Genomic DNA, 22,553 nt, shown 5'->3' with positions numbered 1-22,553 from the left:
CGTCTATTTCAGAAGTGACGGGCGAGCTCGGCCAGATGCAAGTTGCGGCTCGCTCCTTGCCGTCAGTTTCCGCATTTCCCTCATGACCCGAGAAACGACCGCTGGGACAGCAGGTGACGCCGCAGCGGATCGTCCGTCCAGATAATGGAAGCGAGAGTCGGCCGACGCGGGGGGTTCCGGCCCAGGCCGGAACCCCCCGCGTCGTCGCTGTCCTGGTGACCCTGACCGGTCAGGGCGCCCACGGGGCGGCGATGTTCCAGGTGCTGTCGGCGGCCCACAATGCCGGCGTGTTGTACGCGTCGCCGCCGACGCCGTTGCTGAGCCAGACCTCCGAGTTGTAGTGCCGCAGGTACTTACCCCGGAAGTTGTACGACTCCAGCGACACTCCGGTGCCGGTCAGTCCGACCCGGGCACACCAGGTGGCGTCGGCGCGGGTGAGCGCGGAGCCGTCATTCGGGGAGTTGCGGACCCGGGAGTTCTGATGGCGCAGGTACTGCCCGGGAAAGTTGACCGACTCGAACGAGTAGCAGCCGGTGTCGGCCAGACCGGGCCGCACCGTGTACGTGGCGTCGGCCTTCAGCAGGCTGGAACTGGCGGCGTCGACCACCTCCGTGTAGGCCAGGCTGTCCTGATGGCGCAGGTACCGGTTGGTGTAGCCGGGCGTGGTCACCTGCAACGACCGCCGGGTGTTGACCGGCAGGGCGACGGGTGCCGCGCTGCCGATGGTCTTCGAGGCGTTGATGAGGGCGGTGTTGGCGGCGCGTACCCGCGCCTGATCCATCTTGATCACCTGCCGGTCGTAGGTGAGGAAGCCGTTCAGCTCGCCCTCCAGGTCGGTGATCTCGGTGTAGATCGAGGCGCTGAGTCCCTTGCCGAGCATCAGGTTCTGGCTGCCCTGCACCAGCCCCACGTACCGGTCCGTGAGCGCGGTCGAGTTGGCCTGCCACTCGTAGGCGAAGAACTGGCCGTTCGGGCTGTGCTCGTGGCCCGGGGTGTGCAGGCCCAGGCCGCCGAACTCGCCGAGCACCGCGATCCGGCTGCTCGACGGCACGGGCGAGTCCGGTCCGAGGTAGACGTGCCAGTCGTCGATGTCACCGTTGCCGGGGTTGCCGAGGGACTGGCAGCAGTTGTAGCCGCTGTGCGGGTTGACCAGACGGGTCGGGTCCTGGTTCTTGATGTTCTGCGCGACCCGACGGGTGTCGGCCAGTGCTCGCTCACCCCAACCCTCGTTGTAGGGCGTGTACGCGACGACGGCGGGGGAGCTGCGGTGCTCGTCGACGATCTCGCGTGCCTCGGTCTCGAACTGCGCCTGCTGGGCGTCTGTGGGGTTGATGTCCTGCGCGGTCATCGACGGGATGTCCTGCCAGACCAGCAGCCCGAGCCGGTCCGCGTGGTAGAACCAGCGCTGCGGTTCGACCTTGATGTGCTTGCGCACCATGTTGAAGCCGAGATCCTTGTGCTTCTGCAGGTCGAAGGCGAGGGCGGCGTCGGTCGGCGCGGTGTACAGCCCGTCCGGCCAGTAGCCCTGGTCGAGGGTGCCGACCTGGAACACGAACTGCCCGTTGAGCTTGGGGCGTAGCACCCCGTTCACCAGGCCGGTGGTGATCTCACGCATGCCGAAGTAGTGCGTGGTCCGGTCCACGGTGGCAGCTCCGGCGTTGCGGAGGGTCACCCGGAGGTTGTAGAGGAACGGGTCGTCGGGTGACCAGCGGCGAGCGTTGGGCACCGGCACGCTGAAGTCGGTGAAGCCTCCGGTGGCCGAGCCGACGACGGTGCTTCCGTTCAGCGCCTCGGCGAGCACGCTGTGGCCGCTCACGTCGCCCCGGGTGAAGACCCGGACCCGCAGGGTGTTGTTGGCGAGGTTCGGATAGACGTCCACGCTGCTGATGGAGGCCGTGGGCACCGGCTCCATCCACACCGTCTGCCAGATGCCCGAGCTGGGGGTGTAGAAGATTCCGCCAGGCTGCTTGGTCTGCTTGCCGATGGGGGGCAGGCTGCCGTTCTGCCGGGTGTCGGTGGGGTCCCAGACCTTCACGACGATCTCGTTGGCCCCGGCGGCGAGCTGGGGGGTCACGTCGAAGGTGAAGGCGTCGTAGCCGCCGGTGTGCGCACCGACCCGGACGCCGTTGACCCAGACGGTGCTCTGCCAGTCGACCGCCCCGAAGTGCAGCAGGGTTCGCCGGCCCGACCAGTTCGGCGGGATGGTGACGGTGCGTCGATAGAACAGGTAGTTGCGGTTGTCGTTGGCGGCCCGCTGGATGCCGGAGAGTGCGCTCTCCACCGGGAAGGGCACGTTGACCCGCTCGGGCAGGTCGGTGCCGAACTGCGGGGCGTCGTCGGTGGCGGACTGGCGTAGCTGCCACTCGCCGTTGAGATTGAGCCAGTCCGGCCGGGTCATCTGCGGTCGCGGGTAGTCCGGCAGTGGTGTGCCGACCAGCGCCTGGCTGGTCCAGGGGGTGGTCAGTGGCGGCGTCTTGGGCGGGGCGGCCTGTGCCGGTCGGGTGGGTGCGGCGAGCAGGCCGGCGACCAGGGTGAGGATGAGCAGCAGAGGCAGGGCGGGGCGGATGGGGACCTGTCGTGTCATGCCGTCTCCGGGGGGCGAGTCGCCGCGGGCGGTGCAGCCGGGCCCGAAGCGCGTTGGCGGTGGGCATCGGGTGGTCGCGTGACGAGGGACGGGCGTCATCGACGGATGTCGGTGGAATTCCCGTGATCAACCAATCGGTGTGATTGACATCCATCACCACCTCTATAACGTTATAGAGGTGGGCCGGGCCTTCCGTCAATCCTTGTCTGTCAATGTCTTTCCCGTTCGCCAGTCGGCTTCGCGAAGGGTCGGTGGATGGGCGTCAGCCTGAAGGACATCGCCGAACGCGCCGGCGTGTCGCTGGCCACGGTCTCGAACGTGGTCAACGGTTACCGACCGGTGGGGGAGCGGACCCGGCAGCGCGTGCAGCAGGCGGTCGACGAACTCGGGTACAGCCCCAACCTCAGTGCCCGGCACCTCCGGCGGGGGCGTACCGGCCTGATCGCCCTGGCCATCCCGGAACTGAACAATCCCTACTTCGCCGAGCTTGCCGAGATCGCCATCTCCGAGGCCGCCGGGCTCGGCTACACGCTCGTCATGGAGAACACCGCCGCGGATCGGGAGGCGGAGCTGGCGCTCCTCGACGGCTCCCGGCGGCACATCATCGACGGCCTGATCCTCAGCCCGGTGCGGATCGGTCGGGAGGAGGTGCTGGCCCGGACCGCCGACAGTCCGCTCGTGCTGATCGGCGAGGGCGTCTACGACGTGCCGCACGATCACATCGCCATCGACAACGTGGCCGCCAGCCACGCGGCGATCCAGCATCTCGTGGCGATCGGCCGTCGCCGGATAGCGTTCATCGGCGCCACCCCGGGCGGTGACCGGCAGTCGGCGCACCTGCGTGTACGCGGCTACCGGGAGGCCCTGGCCGCCGCCGGCCTGCCGTACCGCTCGCGGCTGGTCGCCCGCACCGATGCGTTCGGCCGCCTCGACGGCAAGCGGGCCATGCGTGACCTGCTCGCCCTCGGCGATCCCCCGGACGCGGTGTTCGGCTACAACGACCTGGTCGCCATCGGCGCGCTGCGGGCGCTGATCGAGGCCGGTCACCGGGTGCCGGAGGACGTCGCGGTGGTCGGGATCGACGACATTGAGGAGGGACGGTTCAGCACCCCGACCCTCACCACGATCGCACCGGACAAGAGGGAGATCGGCCGTCTCGCGGTGCGCCGCCTCATCGCCCGCATTGAGGGCGCGGAGGTCGCGGCGCCCCTGACCGTGCAGACGCCGTTCCGACTCATCCGACGAGAGAGCACCGGCACTGCGGGCGGCTGACGACCACTCGCCCCGGATAACCGGCGCGTCGACCGTGCCCGCACGGTGTCGCCGGCATGGGCACCGACGCACCGCTCGGGATCCATAGCACCGGTGGTAGGACCAAGAGAGGATGTCGTATTCAATCCATTGATCTCAATATGATTGCCGCAATCTTGAATCAGGTGCGCTCACGAGGCGTGCCATCCTGATGCGGAGGAATGAATGGTTCGCTGGCGTACCCTCACTGGCCTGTTGGCCACCGCGGTGACCGTGGTGACCGCGGCCAGCCTCTCTCTCGCCGCGCCGGCCGCCGCGGCCGACAACCCCGTGACGCCGAACGTCGTGGGCGGCACCCGCGCCACCCAGGGCGAGTTCCCGTTCATGGTGCGGCTCTCGATGGGGTGCGGCGGGGCCCTGTACAGCGCCCGGCTGGTGCTCACCGCGGCACACTGCGTGGGTGCCACCGGCACCAACACCAGCATCACCGCAACGCTCGGGACCGTCGACCTCCAATCGTCCAGCCGGATCACCGTCCGGTCGAACTACGTCTACCGGGCTCCCGGCTACAACGGCAACGGCCGGGACTGGGCGCTGATCCGGCTGGCCACCCCCGTCACCGGGCTCAGCACGCTGCCGATCGCCAACACGACCGCCTACGACAGCGGCACCTTCACCGTCGCCGGCTGGGGTGCCGCGCGCGAGGGCGGCGCACAGCAGCGGTACCTGCTCAAGGCCACCGTCCCGTTCGTGAGCGACTCCACCTGCAGCTCCAACTACGGCGGCGATCTCATCCCCGCCCAGGAGATCTGCGCCGGCTACGCCAGCGGCGGTACGGACACCTGTCAGGGTGACTCGGGAGGCCCGATGTTCCGCCGCGACGCCGCCAACGCCTGGGTCCAGGTCGGCATCGTCAGCTGGGGCAACGGCTGCGCCCGGCCCAACTACCCGGGCGTCTACACCCAGGTGAGCTACTTCGCCTCGACGATCGCCTCGGCCGCGGCGAGCCTCGGCGGCTGACCGTACGACCGGTCGGGCGGCCCGGACGACGATGTCCGGGCCGTCCGCTCGTGCTGTCACCGACGGTCAGCGCCGAGTGGGCCACCCGACAGAAACGGCGGGCCGCGCGTGCGGTGCCTGCCGGAGCGGCCATGATGAGCCGGTGAAGATCCTGTCCATCCAGTCGTCGGTCGCCTACGGTCACGTCGGCAACTCGGCGGCGGCCTTTCCCCTGCAGCGGCTCGGGCACGAGGTCTGGCCGGTCCTGACGGTGCACTTCTCCAACCACACCGGGTACGGCGCGTGGCGTGGGCCGGTGCTGCCGGCGGCCGACGTGGCCGAGGTGATCGCGGGCATCGAGGACCGGGGGGTCCTCGGCAGCGCCGACGCGGTGCTGTCCGGCTACCAGGGCGACCCGGCAGTGGGCGCGGTGATCCTGGAGGCGGTGCAGAAGGTCAAGGCGGTCAACCCGGCCGCGGTGTACTGCTGCGACCCGGTGATGGGCGACGCCGGTCGCGGGATGTTCGTCCGTCCGGGCATCCCGGAGTACCTGCGGGACACCGTCGTGCCGCGCGCGGACATCATCACGCCGAACCACTTCGAGCTCGACTTCCTCGCCGGCCGTACGACGAACTCGCTGACCGAGGTGCTCGACGCGGTCGACGCCGTGCGCGCGACCGGGCCGCGGCACGTCCTGGTCACCAGCGTGCTCCATGGCGACGTGCCCTCGGGCTCGCTGGAGGTGGTGGCCGTCTCGGACGAGGGCGCCTGGGCGGTGACCACGCCGCTGCTGCCGATCAACCCGAACGGCGGTGGCGACGTCACCGCGGCGCTGTACCTCGCGCATCTGTGGACGACCGGCTCACCCGCGACCGCGCTGGAACGCACCATCGCCTCCGTCTTCGCCATCCTTGAGGCGACCCTCGCGGCGGGCACCCGGGAGATCCAGTTGATCGCGGCCCAGGACGTGATCGCCGACCCGCCGGCCCGGTTCACCGCCCGACGGCTCCGCTGACGAGTCGACAAGGACGTGCCGGCGGGTCGACAGAGCGCGCCAGCGTCGGTCAGCGGCTGTCGGTGACGGCCATCTCGCCGAGCAGCGACCAGTCCTCCTGCGGCACGGTGGCGTTCACGATGCGTGGCGTCTCGGCCAGGTGCGGCGGCAGGGTCTCCTGGGCCGTGCGGAAGTGGGCCGACTGCACGTGGGCTCCACCGGCCTGGTCGTCGCGGAACGCCTCGACCAGCACGTACTCGGTCGGGTCGTCCACGCTGCGGGACCAGTCGAACCACAGGCAACCGGGCTCGGCCCGGGTCGCCTCGGTGAACGCGGCGGCGATCTGCGGCCACCGGTCGGCGTGCTCGGGCAGGACCCGGAACTTGGCGGTAATGAAGATCATGGCCTCAGGCTACCCAGACCGGCCGAGGTGCGGGTGGGTCAGCCGTCGACGCCGGTCGGACGGGCGCGGGCGACAACCTCCTCGGGGGTCAACGGCGCCTTCGGATGGTGCGTGAGGCACAGCGGGGTATGGACCTTGACGAACGAGAACCCCTCCCCGGCGGCGTAGAATTCACCGCTGTTCAGCAGGCCGATGTCCGGGAGTCGCCCACCCTTGGCCTCGGCGAGCTGACGGGCCGCGTCGATCTGCGCGGGCGCGTTGAGCAGCCCGAAGAACTGCGTCGTCGCGTTGCCGGAGATCTGGTTGTGCAGACCCTTGGGCGCCTGCGTGGCGAAGACCAGCCCGAGCCCGTACTTGCGGGCCTGCGAGGCGAGCGCGATCGAGCTGGCCGTGCAGGCCGTGGCACCGGTCGACGGCGCGAGCGTCTGCGCCTCGTCCATCACGAACAGCCCACCCAGCGGTCGGTCGCCGGCGGGGTGCCGCTTGATCCAGGCGAAGAGCGCCATCTGCAACTGGTTGACGAAGCTCTGCCGCTCCTGGTCCGACGTGAGGCCGACGAAGCTGATCACCGACACCCGAGCCCGTCGTCCCGGTGACGGCGTCAGCAGCAGCCCCGGGTCGGCCGGTGCACCGACCCCGCCGAAGAGCGGGTCGGTGACCATCGCCGCCTTGAGCGCCTCGGCCAACTCCTCGGCGAGCTTGCCGGCGCGGGCCAGCCGACTGACCCCGTCGGGTAGATCGGCGAGGAACTCGGTGAAGCCGGGCAGGCCCACCATCCCGCTGCGCGCGTACGCCTGGAGGGCCTCGGTGAGGACGGCCTTGCCCTGCTGGGCGAGCCTGCTCGACCGGCCGACGCCGGCCCGGGGCGCGAGGGCCTCCACGGCCGAGCGGACCGCCTGGTCGAACTCGTCGGGCCAGTCGCGCAGCGAGGTGAAGTCGGGCAGCGGCTGGAAGCTCAGCGGCCGGCCGGCGGTGACCCGGGGCGTCCACACGACCACCTCGGTGTGCGCGAGGTAGTCCGTGGCCCGTTCGGCGTCGCCGGGACCCCAGCCGCTCGGTGGTTCGGGCCACGCGTCGCCGAGCCGAGCCAGGTCGTTGTTGGGGTCGAGCACGATCGCGGAGACACCCTCCCGGGCGCACTCCTCGACCAGCCGGCGGATGAGCACCGTCTTGCCCGAGCCGGACCCGGCGAACACGACGGCGTGCCGGCGCAGCGACTCCAGGTCCACGGTGAAGGGGCGCCCACCGTCGACCGTCCGCCCCAGCCCGATCGCCCGCGCGCCGGCCTCGACCACGAGGTCCGTCGGGTCAGCGGTGGCGGGCGCGGTGGCCGGACCGGTCGAAGGTCCACCGGTCGCGTCGGCGGTCGGTGTGTCCGTCGGGCCGGGACGGGCGCCGCCCGACGCTGCGCCGGGGCCGGCGCTTTCGGGTTCTGCGCCGGGGCCGGCGACGTCGGGTGCCGCGCCGGGGCCGGCGCTTTCGGGTGCTGACGGCGGGGTGCCTTCGTGCGTTCGGTCGGGCCCGGGCAGGACCGCCCGGAACAGCTTGGTGCCGCTGGCCGGACGGCGGGACACCAGCCACTCCTGCAGGGCGGTGGACGGCTCGGCCGCCATCATCCGCAGCGCCGCGAAGACCCGCAGGTCCGACTCCGTCACTCCGCACCGGACGCCGCCGGCCGCGTCGAAGCCGGTCAACACCTCGGTCGTACGCTTCCCAGTCGGCCACGGGCCGTTGCGCAGCAGGATCAGCCGCCGTTGCGGCAGGTCCCGGTCCAACCCGGCCAGCGTGCACGCGGCCTTGACTCGGGCGGTGACGGCAATGGCGTTGGGGTGCGCGATGGCCCGAAAGCACCAGTGCGCCTCGTTCTCGGTGGCCTCGTCGAGCACCTCGATCAGCCGCCCGTGCAGCGCGGGCTTACGCCCGGGCGGCGGGTCGTGCTTGTAGGTGGCGCCGGTCGGAGCCTGCTCGGCGATCCAGGCGGCAAGGCCGGCGGCGAGCAGCGGCGGCATGTGCTCGTCCTCGCCCGCCGGGGCGACGGCGGCCGACACGTCCGCGATCGCCACCAGCTCGGCGAACCGTGCGTCCAGCTCGCGCAGGCGGCGCTCGTCCGTCGTCGGGTCGCCAGACACGCCGCGGACGGTGCTCGTCGTCGGCGTCGAGTCGGCGCCGTCGATGAGCCGGTCGAGCTCGACCACCTCGTCGCGGTCGCGACACCAGGCGACATGGCGGTCCACCCGACGCAGCAGGGCACGTGGCGTCAGGGTGGGCGCGTCGGCGAAGGCGGCAGGGGCGATCGGCCAGGTGGGGTGGGGTGGCACGAAGTGTGGACCCGCGAACGCGGCGGAGAGGCGCTTCGCCACGATCGCCTGGCCGATCTCCGGGGTGGGGATCCGGTCCGGCAGGGTCGCCTCACGGAACCGGTCGCCGACCGGGGTGGGCACGGTGCGTGTCATCAGCACCCAGGTGTCCGGCAGACAGGAGACGACGACCAGCGTGCGGCGGGTGACGTCGCGGAGCTTGAGCAGGCCGTCGGCGATCGGGCCGAGCACCTTGGCCTGGCCGTCCTCCAGCCCGTTGTGGTGGTTCAGCAGGGACGTGCTGGTCTGGGCGAAGAGCGTGTCGAGCTGGTCCACGGCGATGACCGTGGGATCCAGCGTCAGGGCCATCAGCCGGGAGATGTCCTGCACGATCTGCTGCGGGGTCCGGATCGTGGCGCTCATGCCCCACGCCGCCCGCGCGGCCGGGTCGCCCGGCTCGGAGATCAGGTGGGCGTAACCCACGTCCTGGGCGTCGAAGTCGAGGGCGCCGTGCAGGACGAGCGCCCGGGCGGTGTCCTGGGCGTCCCGCCCGACCTCCCGATCGCGGGAGCGCAGCGCCCGGATGAAGGCGTCGAGCTGCTCACGGGTCACCGGTTGGGCGCCGGCGACCGCATCGCGGACCTCCACCGGCAGGCCGAGCTGGGGGGTGAGTCGACGGAGGAAGGTCTTCAGCTGGGTGCCCCAGCCGACGTGGTCGCGGCCCATGCCCTCCACCAGGGCCAGGGCGACGCTCTCCCAGAACGTCTTGCCGCTGACCATGTCGACCAGGAAGAAGTAGCCGCCGTCGTGCTGGATCCGTTCGCGGACCGCCCCGAGCAGGTGGGTCTTACCGGCGCCCGCGCGGCCCTGCATGGCCACGCCGAGCGGCACCGTCGTGTCGTCGGTGCGGGCCCGCGCCACCCCGCGCAGGATCTCCGCGACCACCTTTTCGTGCAGCTCCGGCACGTTGTGCGGGCTGGGTCGCCAGACGTCGTCCGGGGTGACCGCCGGGTTGAGACTCACCGCTTCCAGGGCGGCCCGCTGGTCGTCGGAGATCACGCTGGGCCGATCGCCAGGGCGTGGTTGTCCTCGTTCCCGATGCGGACGGCCGCGGCGCGGTCCCGGGGGGTCAGCGACTTGGTGTTCGCCACCGGGATGATGCGGACGTCCTCCCGGCCGACCATCGCCCGCAACACCGCGTCCAGTGAGGCCTGGTCGGTGTCGGCGAGCCGGTCCCGGACGTCGGCGAGGCCGACCCAGGCGCCCGGCGCGGTGGCCAGGTCCCGGTACGCCGCGCGAACCAGCTCCTCCACGTCTGCCGCCGCCGGCGTTGCCGGTGCCGGTGCTTCGTGCCCGGGCTCGCTGGCCGGCGGGGCCGCCGCGTCGGTCTGCTTGAAGAACTCGCCGTGGCTGACCCGGAGCCGGTCCAGCGAACGGTGCAGGTTGGACAGGACGGTGAACAGGGACCGGGTCGCCGAGCCGGCCTGCTTCGGCGGTGCGGCGGTGTGCAGCTGACGGACCACCCGCCAGCCCTCGTCGGTCAGCTCGTGGGCGAACGGGCGGTGCGACTTGTCGGTCTCGACCAGGCCCAGGTCGACGAGCTTCTGGTTGTCCTTGCCGGTCAACGCGAAGCCGGCCAGCTCGCGCAGCTCGACGTTGGTGAGTCGGCGCGCCTCGACCATCAGCACCACGAGGGCGTTGATCTGGTTCGGCGTCAGGTGCGGGACGTCCGCCGGGCTCGTCATGATGTCTCATCTCCGTCGGGGTGCGTGCCGTCCGTGCGTCGCCGGGCCAGCAGCCGACGGATCCCGTCGACCACCCCATGCGCGTCGGACAGCACCTGCTCATTGGTGAAGCGGAGCACGTCCAGCCCGAGCAGTTGCAGCTGTACGTCCCTCCGCCGGTCGTTGGCGAAAGCGATTCGCCCCCGATGTTCCGGGCCGTCCACCTCGACCGCAAGACCCTCGACGGGCCAAAAAAGATCCAGACGGTACGTCGCACCGAGTACGTGCCACTCGTACGTCTGGTTCCACCGCCGGCCCCGCGCCCACTCGTGTGGCGCGAGGGCGCGTTCCAACGCCTGCTCGGCCGCGCTGTCGCCGCGTGGCACGCCCGCGATCGGCGGCCAGGCCAGGATCGACGAGTCCCGCCCGTTGGTCGCGTCCGGAATTCGATCGGCCGTGCGGGCAAGCTCGGCGAGATACGTCGGCACCATCATCGGCACCGGCCGGACCCGGTCGGCGTGGCGCAGGGGTGCGCCGGCCAACCACACCGTGAAGCCGCCGTGCCGGACCAGCCACTCGGCCGCGGCCACGAGCGTCCGCTCGGCGCTGGGGTCCAGGTCGGGCAGGGCGACGAGGAGTACGCAGTCCTCCCGGTCGTACGCCTCGGCGATCACCCGGGCGAGCCCGGCGGCGCGTACCTCCGCCGCGAAGCGGGACCGGCCGGTGGGCTGGCGCGGACCGCGTAGCCCACGCTCGGAGAGGTCCGCGAGGAACGGGCCGAAGTGCCGGGAGCGGGCGGCGGTGCGGGCCGCGAGGGCACGCACCGCCGCCACGCCGAGCGTGCCGTCTCTCTCGAAGCGGTCGGCGCCCGCCAGCCAGCGGGGGAACATCGCGAGCGCCGCGGTGTCCAACTGGTCGAGGAGCGCTTCCACGAGGTCACCGAGCGGACCCACGACCGTGGGCCGGTAGTGCACGATCGCGGGCGCCGTCGGCGGCAACGGGTCGAGTGCCACCCGCAGCAGCTCCGGGTCGGCGTTGGGCAGATGGCTGACCCGCCGCGTCGGCGGGGCACCCCACCACGGTGGGGTCACCGCGAGCACGCCTCGTCGGTTTCACCGTCGGCCCGGACGAGGTGCGCCATGCCGGGCACCCTACGACACCGAGGCGCCCGGCCGGTGGCCCCTGCGTGCCGGTCCAGTTACCAGCCTCGGCCGCGATCGCCGCTCACCGCAGGCGGCGGATGTCGCCGAACGCCCGGTAGAACCCGCCACGGCTGGACTGGCGGACCTCGGTCACCAGGTAGCGGGCACCCGGCTCGCGGATCCCCTTGGGAAACTGCACCGACCAGTCGCGCCGGTAGCCGTCGGACAGCACCTGGACCCGCAGCCGCCCACGATCGTCCAGGCACTGCACCACCACGCCGCCGTCGACGTCGCTGGTCACCTCGACGACCGTCGGCTCCGCGGGTCGCGGTGCCTGGCGGGGGGCCTTGACGTCGCGCACCTCGGGGACATCCCCGGCCTGGGCCGCGCGAATCGCCGGCTCGCTCGCGTCGATGCAGGCCAGATGGCCGCCGGTGGTGACGACGTAGAGCCGGTCGTCGTGGTACTGCATGGAGTACGCCGAGCCGCAGCCGGTGCCGAGCTTCCACAGCCGGGTGCCCGCCGAGTCGAAGCAGTAGATCGAGGACTGGCTGTCACCGGCGAAGACGTACTGGCCGCCCTCCGCGGTGGCGCAGGAGAAGACCGGAGCGTCGCACTGGTAGCTGCGTTCGACCCGACCGGCCTTGGACAGCCGCACCACCTCGCGGGTGCCAGTTCCGGCGAACACGCTGCCGTGCTCCTGCCAGCCGAAGAGCACCGAGCCCGTCCTGGTGTGCCACAGCTCGCGGCCGGTACGCCACTCGTAGCCGGTCACCCCCTGCGAATGGCCGTGGTAGATCGCGTCGGTGTCGCACCGCACCATCCACGCCGAGCGCCCCCGCCCAGGCCTACGCCACAGGAACTCGTCCTCGTGGTCGACGGCGGTGATCCCGCCGTCGGCGTCCGAGACGCCCAGGACACCGTCGTGGATGTCGAGCCAGTAGATGTCGATTTCCGGGGCGATCGCGTATGCCACCCGGGGCACCTTGCCGGAGAGGTCGTAGACGTTGCCGTCATCGCAGCCAGCGTAGATCCAGGCGTCGTCGGCGACGATGCACTTCACCCCGTCGGGCAGGCGGACCTGGCTGCGCACCTGGGCGTCATGGTCGAGAATGGTGATCATCCCGTGCTCGTTGCCGACCATGCAGTGGCGCCCGTCGACGAAGATGCCGAAGGCGGGGGCACCGGAGTCGTAGCGCCAGAGCACCGGCGCGGTGCGGGCGGTGGAGCGGGTGCTGACGATCTGCCGTCGGGAGACGGTGCGCTTCTGCCGGACGCCGGCGACCGCTGGGGCGTACCCCTTGCGGACCTTCTCCCCGATCTTCTTCGCCGCGGCGGCCCGGGCCCGGGCGTTGTCCGGATAGGCGCTGGCCTTGATCTGCCCTTGGTCGCCGATCCGGCCATAGCGCACGGTCAGCGTGGCGTTGTCGACGATGACCTCGTAGAACTTGTGCGCACCGTCCACTTCGGACAGTTCGAGGTAAGTCGTCTCCTGGGACATGCAGGGCCTCCGAGGGGTCAGCGACCGGCCCGACGGGGCCGGCGCGGCGACAGTGACGACACGCTAACGGCGGCCCCCGACACAAATCGGCCCCCGCCGGTCAGCCCTGACGCAGGACGACATGTGGGTCACTGCTCTGGCCAGCGCAGCGCGTCGTCGCGGAGCACCGCGTGCGCGCCGACGGTCTCGTTGACGATCTGCGTCACCCGTACGTCGACCGCGACGCTGGCCAGCGCCACCGCGTCCGGGCGGCTGAGGCCGTGCAACCGCTGCATCAGCGTCAGCATCGAGTCCAGGGCCATGAACGTGGCGTCGTCGAGGGACGCGCCGACGCCAAGGGTCAGCCACGCGTCCGCGGTGCGGGCCACCGGACCGGTGACCGGGAAGTCGTCGCGGACGTCGATGGTCAGGGTCACCTCGTCCATCGGGCACTCGATCGCGGTGCCGCCGACCTCTCCGTCGCCCTGTGCGGCGTGCCCGTCCCCAACGGAGAACAGTGCGGTGTCCACCGGGATCGGCAGTAGCAGGGTGCTGCCGGCGGTGAGGTCCCTGCAGTCCAGGTTGCCGCCCCAGGGGCGCGGCGGGGTCGTCGAGTGACGCCCGGATTCGGCCGGCGGCATGCCGAGCACTCCCATGAAGGGCCGCAGCGCGACGGTGTGGCCATGCTGGTTGCGGCCGGTCATCGTCACCGGGTCCAGCGTCCAGGAGTGCACCACCTGCTGCTCCTCCACGCCGTAGCGCTGGTTGAACTCGCTCGGCCAGCCGCCGGCCACGGCCGTTCCCCAGGTGGCCGGGATGACCGCGTCGATGCGTACCACGAGGGTTTGGCCAACCTGAGCACCGCGGACCGCGACCGGACCGATCAACGCGTGTCCGTGCCCGGGTTGGTGCTGCGAGGCCCGGGGCCGTTCCCGGTTCCGTCCGCCGGGGTACGGGCCGGTCGACCACCAGCAGTCCAGGGTGCGGTAGGTGACGGTGTCGCCGGGGTCGATGGTGAGCACGGGCGGGAAATCGGGGGAGAAGTGGCCGTGCAGGGTGGCATCCCCTGGCGTGAGGGTGTGTCGCATCACCGCAGGCTAGTGGCACCTGATCTGGACGACGGAATGGCACGTGTGCGGGCGGGCGCCCGGGGCGAACCGGGCACCCGCCGACATCGAGTTGGTGACAGGGCGGTGTCAGCCCGCGGTGCAGGAGCGGATCTGCGGACGAGCGCTGCTGTTGCCGTTGGTCATCGTGGTGAAGCCGAAGGTGTTGCCGCTGCCGTTGGACCGCACGGTCATGACGGTGCCGCTGCTGTCCCAGGTGGCGTTGCCGTTCCAGATGGTGGAGACCCGCTGCGGAGCCGTGATGGCCACGACCACGGTCCACGTGCTGGCGCCGGTGACCGTCACCGACGTGTTGTACCGGTCGCCCCAGACGTTGGGGGTCGTCACCGTCGTGGTGCAGTTGCCACCGGTCGGGGGCGGGGTGCCACCACCGGGCGGCGGGGTCGTGCCGTCGGGTGCGACCGCGCGGCCGGTGGACGGCGAGATCATTCCGGGGCACAGGTTGCGGCTGGTCAGGTTGGCCATGATCTGGGGGATCGCGTCGCGGGTGTTCTGGATCCCGTCGTGCATGAGGATGACCTGACCGGCCTGGAGGCGGCTCGCGTTGGACACGATCTGGCTGACGCTGGCGCCGTTCCAGTCCTGTGAGTCCACGTCCCAGATCACCTGGCGCATGCCGAGCGATGACGCGACGGACTGAAGGGTGGAGTTGGTCTCCCCGTATGGCGGCCGGAACAACTGCGGCCGGCTGCCGGTGGCCGATTGGATCGCCGAGCTGGTCTGGGACAGGTCGGACTGCATCTGAGCCTGGGTCATCGAGGTCATGTGGGCGTGGTTCCAGCTGTGGTTGCCGACCCACATGCCTGCGGCCACCTGCGCCTGTGCCGCCGACGGGTTGTTCTGGACGTTCTGCCCGACGTTGAACATGGTGGCCCGTGCGCCGTTGGCGCGCAGCACGTTCAGCAGCGCGCTCGTGTTGCCGGTCGGGCCGTCGTCGAAGGTGAGCCCGACGTACCCGTTGCAGGTGGCGGCGCTTGACGGGGTCGAGGTGGCCGCGAGGACGACGCCGCACGTCGCGACGGTGGTGGTGAGGACGGCCAATGCCACGCGCATCCGCCTCGATCGCAGGGTCGTGCCGGGGGAGAACTTTCTGCTCATCTGGTGCCCCTTCTCGCAGGCCCGGACGCGCCCGGTGCGGGCAGCACCGTCCGGACAGGTGTGGGTGAGTGGGGAGGTCAGATCGAAACCGGCACGAAGTCGATTGCATTGACCTCAATGGATCGGAGTATTACAGCGAGAATTCCGACGCGTCAACAAGTTCCGGAAGGCCTCCGGAACGATCTGGTCGGGTGTTCGAGGCCTACCCCCAGGTTGACCCGAACCGACCAGCCGTCTGGGCGCGAGCCTGATCATCATGGGTGGCAAGGACCCGGCGGTGGGATCCGAAAAAACCACCGGAACTATCGGCGTCGATCTGCTTCCGGTCAAGACTTCCGGGGGCCGCCATTCCCGCGGAGGGCATTGCCGAAAACGTTTTCGGCGTTCATTGTCAGAGGCCAGGCCACCCGGTTGCTCGATGCGGGGGAGTGCTCAGGTCGGGGACCGTGTCGTGGGCCTACCCGAACGAGGGGGCAGGTTGTGATCGAGAACGATGGCCGCACTGCGGTGAGCGACTCACAGCCTGGGTCGCCTGACCCGTCGCGCGGTGACCGTGCCGGGCGGTCAGGTCGCTCGATCATGCGCGACGTCGCGGAGCTGGCCGGGGTGTCCTCCCAGACGGTCTCCCGGGTCATCAACGGGCATCCGCACGTCGCGGACGACACTCGGCAGCGGGTGCTGGCGGCGGTCCGGGCGCTGGACTACCAGCGGAACTTCGCGGCTCGCGCGTTGGTCACCCGACGCTCCGGCACGCTGGGGGTCATCGGCTACGAGAGTCCGCTGTACGGGCCGACATCGATGTTGTGTTCGATCGAGGGCGCCGCCCGATCTGCGGGCTACTTCGTCAGCGTCGCCAGCGTCCGTCACCTTGACCGTCGTTCCGTGCTCGACGCGGTCGACTGGCTGCGTCGGCAGTCGGTCGAGGGGATCGTCGCCATCGCGCCAAAGGCCTCCATGGCCGAGGCGCTGGGTGAGGTGTCGGACCGGGTGGCCTGTGTGACCGTGGGCGGAGGCTACAGCGAGACGGTCCCGAGCGTGCGGATCGACAACGTCGCCGGGGCACGGCTGGCCACACGGCACCTGCTCGACCTGGGCCACCCGACCGTCCACCACGTCTCGGGCCCGCCCGACTGGCCGGAGGCGGCCGACCGGGCCAGCGGTTGGCGGGACGCTCTCCGCGCGGCCGCCGCGCCCGTACCTGCGGCGGTGCCGGGTTATTGGAGTGCCCGCTCCGGGTACGAGCAGGGCCGGCGCCTGGTCCGCGATCCGTCCGTCACGGCCGTCTTCTGCGCCAGCGACCAGCTCGCACTCGGTGTGCTGCGAGCGCTGCACGAGGCCGGCCGGAGGATCCCGGGCGATGTCAGCGTCGTGGGCTTTGACGGCGCACCGGACGGGGGGTACGTTCTGCCGCCGCTCACCTCGGTGCGGCAGGACTTCACCGAGCTCGGCAGGCGCAGCCTGGAGTTGTTGCTGTCGCGCGTCGGTGGGGCCGAGGGAGCACCGGCGTCGCGCTGCGAGCTACTGGTGCCGGAGTTGGTCGTCCGTCAGAGCACTGCGCCGTTGCGTCGTGTTTCGCTGCGATCAACCCGTTGACACGGTTGTGGTCTGGCCGGGACTATCAGCGGCAGTCCACTGCTCCTGCCTTCATCGGTCACGAGTTCGATGACAACGATGTCAGGCCAACTCCGAAGGAGAGCGTATTGGCCGAGATCGGCGGGCCCGGCGGTCCACTCTGCCCAGACGTTCGACGTACTCGACCCGGTTCGAGTCGAAAGGCACCGTCCCTTATGTCGCATACCCCCCTTGTGCGTTCCCTGTCTCCCCGCCTGATCGCCGCGACAACGGCAGTCCTGCTGCCGGTCGGGCTGCTCGTCGCCGCGCCCCTGGCCAACGCCGCTTCCGCACCGCCAACGCCCGGCACCTTCAGCTCGTCGTTCGAGCCCGCAGACCCGCAACCCGCCACCAGCACTGTGGAGACTGGCTCGAACGGAAAGCCGGTCCAGGGGAACCTGAGCGGAAAGGTCACCACGCTGCCGGGCAGCCTGCTCGGCCAGGTCGGCACGGTGACCGCGAGCGCGGAGAACCCCCCACGAGAGATCGCCGCGAACCTCAAGGACGACGATCCGTCGACCAAGTGGCTCGTGTTCGAGTCGACCGGCTGGGTGACCTACCAGCTCGCCACGCCCGCGACAGTGAAGCGCTACTCGCTGACCTCGGCCGACGACGCACCAGGCCGCGACCCCAAGGACTTCGTCGTGCAGGGGTCCAACGACGGCCGCACGTGGACCGACCTGGACAAGCGCGCCGGCGAGAAGTTCACCGGCCGATTCGCCACCAACAGGTACAGCTTCACCAACACGAACGCCTACGGCTACTACCGGCTGAACATCACCGCCAACTCCGGTGACTCGCTCGTGCAACTCGCCGACTGGAACATCAGCGACGGCTCGAACGTCCGCCCGCCGGCCACGCCCATGGTCAGCGCCGCCACCGCCGGTCCGAACGGCGGCTACACCACGAAGCCGGACGCCGGGTTCACCGGACTGGCCGCGCTGCGGTATGCGGGCGGCGCCGAGGGCAACGGCCGCTCGTACGCGACCAACAAGCTGTTCGACGTCAACGTCCCGGTCGGGCCGAAGACCCGGCTGTCGTACAAGATCTTCCCTGAGTACACCAGCGGCGACGCCCGGTACCCGTCCACCTACGCCGCCGTCGACCTGCACTTCACCGACGGCAGCTACCTGAGTGGGCGTTCACCCGTCGACCAGCACGGCTACCCACTCACGGGCACCGGACAGGGCGCGTCGAAGGTGCTCTACGCCGACCAGTGGAACCTGGTGCAGGCCGACCTCGGCACGGTCGCACGCGGCAAGACGATCGACCGCATCCTGCTCTCGTACGACAACCCGCAGGCCACCGAGGAGACCCGGTTCCAGGGGTGGCTCGACGACATCGAGCTGGAGGCGTCGCCGACCCCGATCGACGGCTCGACGTTGACCAACTACGTCGACACCCGGCGCGGCACCAACTCGACGGGCGGTTTCTCGCGCGGCAACAACCTGCCGATCACCGCGGTGCCGAACGGCTTCAACTTCTTCACCCCGGTGACCGACGCGACCTCCGACTCGTGGGAGTACCAGTACCACCGGGTCAACAACGCGGCCAACCTGCCCATGCTGCAGGGCCTCGCGATCTCCCACGAGCCAAGCCCGTGGATGGGTGACCGCAACCAGATGTCGGTCATGCCGGTCGTCGGCGAGGGGTCCCTCACCGGTCAGCCCGCCAGCCGTGCGCTCGCCTTCACCCACGACGACGAGGTGGCACAGCCGGACCTCTACCGGGTCACGCTGCAGAACGGCCTGATCGCGGAGATGTCGCCCACCGACCACGCCGGGATCATGCGGTTCACCTTCCCGACCGGGCAGGCGAGCGGAAGCCTCGTCTTCCACAACGGCACGTTCACCATCGGCGCGGACGGCACCTTCACCGGCTGGGTCGACAACGGAAGCGGCCTGTCGGCCGGCCGTAGCCGCATGTTCGTGTCCGGCGCCTTCGACCGGGCGCCGAGGGCGTCCGCCGCGACGTCCGCCACCTTCGACGTCTCCGCCAACCGGGAGGTGACAATGCGCCTCGCGACGTCGTTCCTCTCCGTCGACCAGGCGCGCCGGAACCTCGATCTGGAGGTCACCGGCAAGAGCTTCGACCAGATCCACACCGCCGCGACGGCGACGTGGAAGGACCGGCTCGGCCGGGTCGAGGTGCGGGGCGCCACCGAGGCGCAGCTGGTCACGATGTACTCGAACCTGTACCGGCTGAACCTCTACCCGAACTCGCAGTCGGAGAACACCGGCACCGCCGCCGCGCCGCGCTGGCAGTACGCGAGCCCGGTCTCGGCGCCCACCGGCGCGTCGACCCCCACCCAGACCGGCGCGAAGATCGTCGACGGGCAGATCTACGTCAACAACGGCTTCTGGGACACCTACCGGACCGTGTGGCCCGCCTACGCGCTGCTCTACCCGGACGTCGCCGCCAAGATCTCCGACGGGTTCGTCCAGCACTACCGCGACGGCGGCTGGATCGCCCGCTGGTCGTCCCCCGGCTACGCCGACCTGATGACCGGCACCAGCGCGAACGTGGCGCTGGCCCAGGCGTACCTCACCGGGGTCAAGCTGCCCGACCCGCTCGCGGCGTACGACGCGGCCGTCAAGGACGCGACCGTCGCGTCCGGGCGCAGCGCGGTCGGACGCAAGGGCATCGAGACCTCCCTGTTCCTCGGTTACACGCCGACCTCCACGGGGGAATCGGTGTCGTGGGCGCTGGAGGGCTTCATCAACGACTACGGCATCGGCAACATGGGTGCGGCCCTGGCCAAGGACCCGGCCACGCCGAAGTCGGAGCGCGCTCGCCTCAAGGAGGAGTCGCGGTACTTCCTGGAGCGTGCCCGCAACTACGTCCACCTCTTCGACCCGAAGACGAAGCTCTTCCAGGGCCGCGACGCCGCCGGTAACTTCCTCGCCGGTGACCCGCTCGACTGGGGTGGCGTCTACACCGAGACCAACGGGTGGAACTTCGCGTTCACCGCCCAGCAGGACGGCCAGGGCCTCACCAACCTGTACGGCGGCCAGAAGGCCCTGCGGGACAAGCTCGACACGTTCTTCTCCACCCCGGAGAACGCCGACCGGCCCGGCGGGTACGGCGGCGTCATCCACGAGATGCTCGAGGCGCGCGCCGTGCGGATGGGTCAGCTCGGCATGAGCAACCAGCCGTCGCACCACATCCCGTACATGTACAACGTCGCCGGCGCACCGGCCAAGACGCAGGCGACGGTACGGGAGATCCTGCGCCGCCTCTACGTCGGCAGCGAGATCGGTCAGGGCTACCTGGGCGACGAGGACAACGGCGAGATGTCGTCGTGGTACATCCTCAGTTCGCTGGGCATCTACCCACTGCAGGCCGGGTCGTCCGAGTGGGCCATCGGCTCACCGCAGTTCACCAGGATGACCGTGCACCGCAGCGCCGGCGACATCGTCGTCAACGCGCCGAACAACAGCACCCGCAACGTCTACGTGCAGGACGTGAAGGTCAACGGCAAGAAGCAGCGCGGCCTGTCCCTGGACGTGGCCACGCTCGCCAAGGGCGGCACCATCGACTTCCAGATGGGCCCCAACCCGTCGTCGTGGGGCGGCGGCAAGAACGACGCGCCGCCGTCGCTGACCAAGGGTGACGAGGCGCCGAAGCCGTTGCAGGACACCACCGGCCCCGGTCTCGGCACCGCGACCGCAACCGGCGGCCAGGACGCGTCGAAGCTGTTCGACGACTCGTCGACGACGCAGCTGACCTTCACCTCGGCGACCCCGCAGATCAACTGGGCCTTCCGTGGTGGCAAGCAGAAGCCGAGGTACTACACCGTCACGTCCGGGGCGAGTGCGGGCGATCCGGCGGAGTGGCGGTTGCAGGGCTCCAACGACGGCATCACCTGGGCCACCGTGGACTCCCGCAAGGACCAGGTGTTCCCGTGGCGCAACCAGACCCGCCCGTACACGATCGACAAACCAGGACGGTTCGCGCAGTTCCGCCTCGCCGTGACGAAGACCGTCGGTGCCGCGCAGACCACCCTCGCCGAGATCGAGTTGCTCGCCGGGGGTGACCTCGAACTGGGCGGCGGCGACATCACGGTGACCGCCGCGGGCAGCGTCAACGCGACGTCCGGCGTGCCCGTCTCGGTGCCGCTGGCCTCCGTCACCGGCGGCACCGCCAGCGGTTACACGGCCACGATCGACTGGGGTGACGGCACGCCGGTCACCGAGGGCACCGTGACGCTGAGCTCGCGGGCCGTCTACAGCGTCGGTGGGTCGCACACCTACGCCACGCCGGGCTACCACCAGGCGAACGTCACGGTGACCGATGGCGAAAGCCAGAGCTCCGCGACGGTCGGCGTCGAGGTGGCGTACGCCCCGAACTCCGGCCTCACCGCCGCGTTCGACACCGTCTGTATCGGTGACGAAGGGGTGCTCGCGGCGGACTGCGACGCCAAGTCGTGGGCGTACTCGCGGGCCGCCCTGGCGGCGGGCGGTGCGACCCAGGGTCAGCGGCAGCAGGTTCCCGGAACGGCGCTGCAGTTCACGCTGCCGGTGATCCCGGCCGGGCAGCCGGACAACGCCACCGGTAACGGTGCGACGGTCGTTCTCGACCTTCCCGACGACGCCAGGAGCATCGCGTTCATCGGCGCCGGAACGCAGGGCAACCAGAGCACCACCGGCACGGCGACGTTCAGCGACGGCAGCACGGCCAGCGTCCCGATCCAGATGAGTGACTGGACGCTGGGCGGCAACGCGAACGGCACCCCGTCCTACGGCAACATCGTCGTTGCCAGGACGGCGTACCGGCTGCAGGGCACGAGCCGGGACGGCGCCCAGCCGTTCCTGTTCGCCACCGCGCCGTACCAGATCCCGGCGGGCAAGACGCTGGTGTCGGTGACCCTGCCGACGCAGACCGGTGACCCCCGCTCGGCGGGCCGGATCCACGTGTTCGCCGTCGCGAACGACGGCACGGCGGCCCCCGCGCTGGCGACCGTCGCCCCGAAGGACCAGACGGCGAACGCCGGGCAGGCCCTCGCGGCGAACCTGGGTGCGGTGACCGGCGGCGTTCCCGGCACGACGGGCTACCATGCCCGCGTCCAGTGGGGTGACGGCACGACTCCGGACGACGTGACGATCAGTTCGTCCGGTGCCATGAGCGGGCAGCACACCTACGCGCGGGAGGGCACCTACACGGTGCACGTCACCGCGTGGGACACGGTGTCGAGCAGCACCGAGGCCTTCACCGTGACCGTGGCACGTGGCGGATCCCAGCCGGCGATCGCGCTGTCGGCGGACGGCACCGTCACCACCGGCGGCGCGATCACCGTCGACGGCAGCGGGTTCGCCGCCGGCGAGCAGGTGACCGTCAGCGTCGGCACCGACCCGGCCCGGACCACGAAGGTCGCGGCCTCCGCGACGGGAACGGTGCGAGCCTCGGTCCCGACGTCCGGTGACGCGCAGCCCGGCCGGTACGCCGTCACCGCGACGGGCGCGTCCTCTCGTACGCCGGCCACGGCCACCGTCCAGGTGACCGAGCAGGCGGAGGCGCCGAGCTACCAGCCGCGGGTGGTGCTGCTGAGCTCGTCAGGCCCACGCGGCACGGCGATCACGGTCGACGGTTCCGGGTTCGTGCCGAACGAGGCGGTCACGATCACCTTTGGGAATGACCTCGCCGTCACCACCGTCCCCGCGAATGGTGACGGCGTGATCTCCGGCGCGACGGTCAGTGTCCCGGGTGCGGCGAAGGCGGGCGCGACCAGCGTCACGCTGACCGGTGCCACGTCGGCGACGACGGTGTCCCGACCGTTCAGCGTCACCGGCTAGAACCGAGGGCGTAGCAGAGACGTCGTGGGCGGGCCGTGATCACGGCCCGCC

General features: G+C 70.7%; 13 protein-coding genes. 5 read left to right on the top strand and 8 right to left on the bottom strand.

Annotated elements, in window-relative coordinates; translation table 11 throughout:
* Window positions 1-229: 229 nt before the first annotated feature.
* The gene (locus ABZS37_RS25785; protein ID WP_355172981.1) at window positions 230-2,584 is read right to left on the bottom strand and encodes an AbfB domain-containing protein; all 2,355 of its coding nucleotides are present in this window, start codon (window positions 2,582-2,584) and stop codon (window positions 230-232) included.
* 255 nt (window positions 2,585-2,839) lie between these two features.
* Between ABZS37_RS25785 and ABZS37_RS25780 the strand changes: the two genes are divergently transcribed.
* The 3 genes from ABZS37_RS25780 (at window position 2,840) to pdxY (ending at window position 5,849) form a co-directional block, all read left to right on the top strand.
* Window positions 2,840-3,856: a LacI family DNA-binding transcriptional regulator gene (locus ABZS37_RS25780; protein ID WP_355172979.1), complete on the top strand. Its 1,017-nt coding sequence runs from the start codon at window positions 2,840-2,842 to the stop codon at window positions 3,854-3,856.
* A 204-nt stretch (window positions 3,857-4,060) separates the two neighbouring features.
* Window positions 4,061-4,855 carry a serine protease gene (locus ABZS37_RS25775; protein ID WP_355172977.1) on the top strand — a complete coding sequence of 265 codons (795 nt, stop codon included), beginning with the start codon at window positions 4,061-4,063 and terminating at the stop codon, window positions 4,853-4,855.
* Window positions 4,856-4,997: 142 nt separating this feature from the next.
* A complete protein-coding gene (gene pdxY, locus ABZS37_RS25770; protein WP_355172975.1) occupies window positions 4,998-5,849 on the top strand; it encodes a pyridoxal kinase PdxY in 852 nt (283 codons plus the stop codon).
* 49 nt (window positions 5,850-5,898) lie between these two features.
* Here pdxY and ABZS37_RS25765 read toward each other — a convergent pair whose 3' ends face one another.
* The 7 genes from ABZS37_RS25765 to ABZS37_RS25735 form a co-directional block, all read right to left on the bottom strand.
* Window positions 5,899-6,231 (bottom strand): putative quinol monooxygenase, encoded by a 333-nt coding sequence (locus tag ABZS37_RS25765; protein WP_354997160.1) that lies wholly within the window; start codon window positions 6,229-6,231, stop codon window positions 5,899-5,901.
* Between the two features lie 38 nt (window positions 6,232-6,269).
* Window positions 6,270-9,587: a DUF87 domain-containing protein gene (locus tag ABZS37_RS25760; protein WP_355172973.1), complete on the bottom strand. Its 3,318-nt coding sequence runs from the start codon at window positions 9,585-9,587 to the stop codon at window positions 6,270-6,272.
* Window positions 9,584-10,273, bottom strand: a complete 690-nt coding sequence (locus ABZS37_RS25755) for a hypothetical protein (RefSeq protein ID WP_355172971.1) — start codon at window positions 10,271-10,273, stop codon at window positions 9,584-9,586. The genes ABZS37_RS25760 and ABZS37_RS25755 overlap by 4 nt, the downstream gene beginning before the upstream one ends.
* A complete protein-coding gene (locus ABZS37_RS25750) occupies window positions 10,270-11,343 on the bottom strand; it encodes a DUF559 domain-containing protein (RefSeq protein WP_355172969.1) in 1,074 nt (357 codons plus the stop codon). Before ABZS37_RS25750 ends, ABZS37_RS25755 begins: the two co-directional genes overlap by 4 nt.
* 133 nt (window positions 11,344-11,476) lie before the next feature.
* Window positions 11,477-12,895 carry a PQQ-binding-like beta-propeller repeat protein gene (locus ABZS37_RS25745; RefSeq protein WP_355172967.1) on the bottom strand — a complete coding sequence of 473 codons (1,419 nt, stop codon included), beginning with the start codon at window positions 12,893-12,895 and terminating at the stop codon, window positions 11,477-11,479.
* A 128-nt stretch (window positions 12,896-13,023) separates the two neighbouring features.
* A complete protein-coding gene (locus tag ABZS37_RS25740; RefSeq protein WP_355172965.1) occupies window positions 13,024-13,962 on the bottom strand; it encodes an acetamidase/formamidase family protein in 939 nt (312 codons plus the stop codon).
* 108 nt (window positions 13,963-14,070) lie between these two features.
* Window positions 14,071-15,099 carry a polysaccharide deacetylase family protein gene (locus ABZS37_RS25735; RefSeq protein ID WP_355172963.1) on the bottom strand — a complete coding sequence of 343 codons (1,029 nt, stop codon included), beginning with the start codon at window positions 15,097-15,099 and terminating at the stop codon, window positions 14,071-14,073.
* 579 nt (window positions 15,100-15,678) lie between these two features.
* On the opposite strand from ABZS37_RS25735, the gene ABZS37_RS25730 reads away from it, so the two are divergent.
* Together ABZS37_RS25730 and ABZS37_RS25725 are read left to right on the top strand one after the other, a co-directional pair.
* Window positions 15,679-16,692 (top strand): LacI family DNA-binding transcriptional regulator, encoded by a 1,014-nt coding sequence (locus ABZS37_RS25730; RefSeq protein ID WP_355172961.1) that lies wholly within the window; start codon window positions 15,679-15,681, stop codon window positions 16,690-16,692.
* A gap of 212 nt (window positions 16,693-16,904) precedes the next feature.
* Window positions 16,905-22,502, top strand: a complete 5,598-nt coding sequence (locus ABZS37_RS25725) for a GH92 family glycosyl hydrolase (RefSeq protein ID WP_355172959.1) — start codon at window positions 16,905-16,907, stop codon at window positions 22,500-22,502.
* Window positions 22,503-22,553: the final 51 nt, after the last annotated feature.

This window comes from Micromonospora sp. NPDC005413 (genome assembly GCF_040606435.1).
Classification (GTDB): Bacteria; Actinomycetota; Actinomycetes; order Mycobacteriales; family Micromonosporaceae; genus Micromonospora.
The sequence above is the reverse complement of the archived record's forward strand: the minus strand, read 5'-3'. Positions and strand labels throughout refer to the sequence as shown.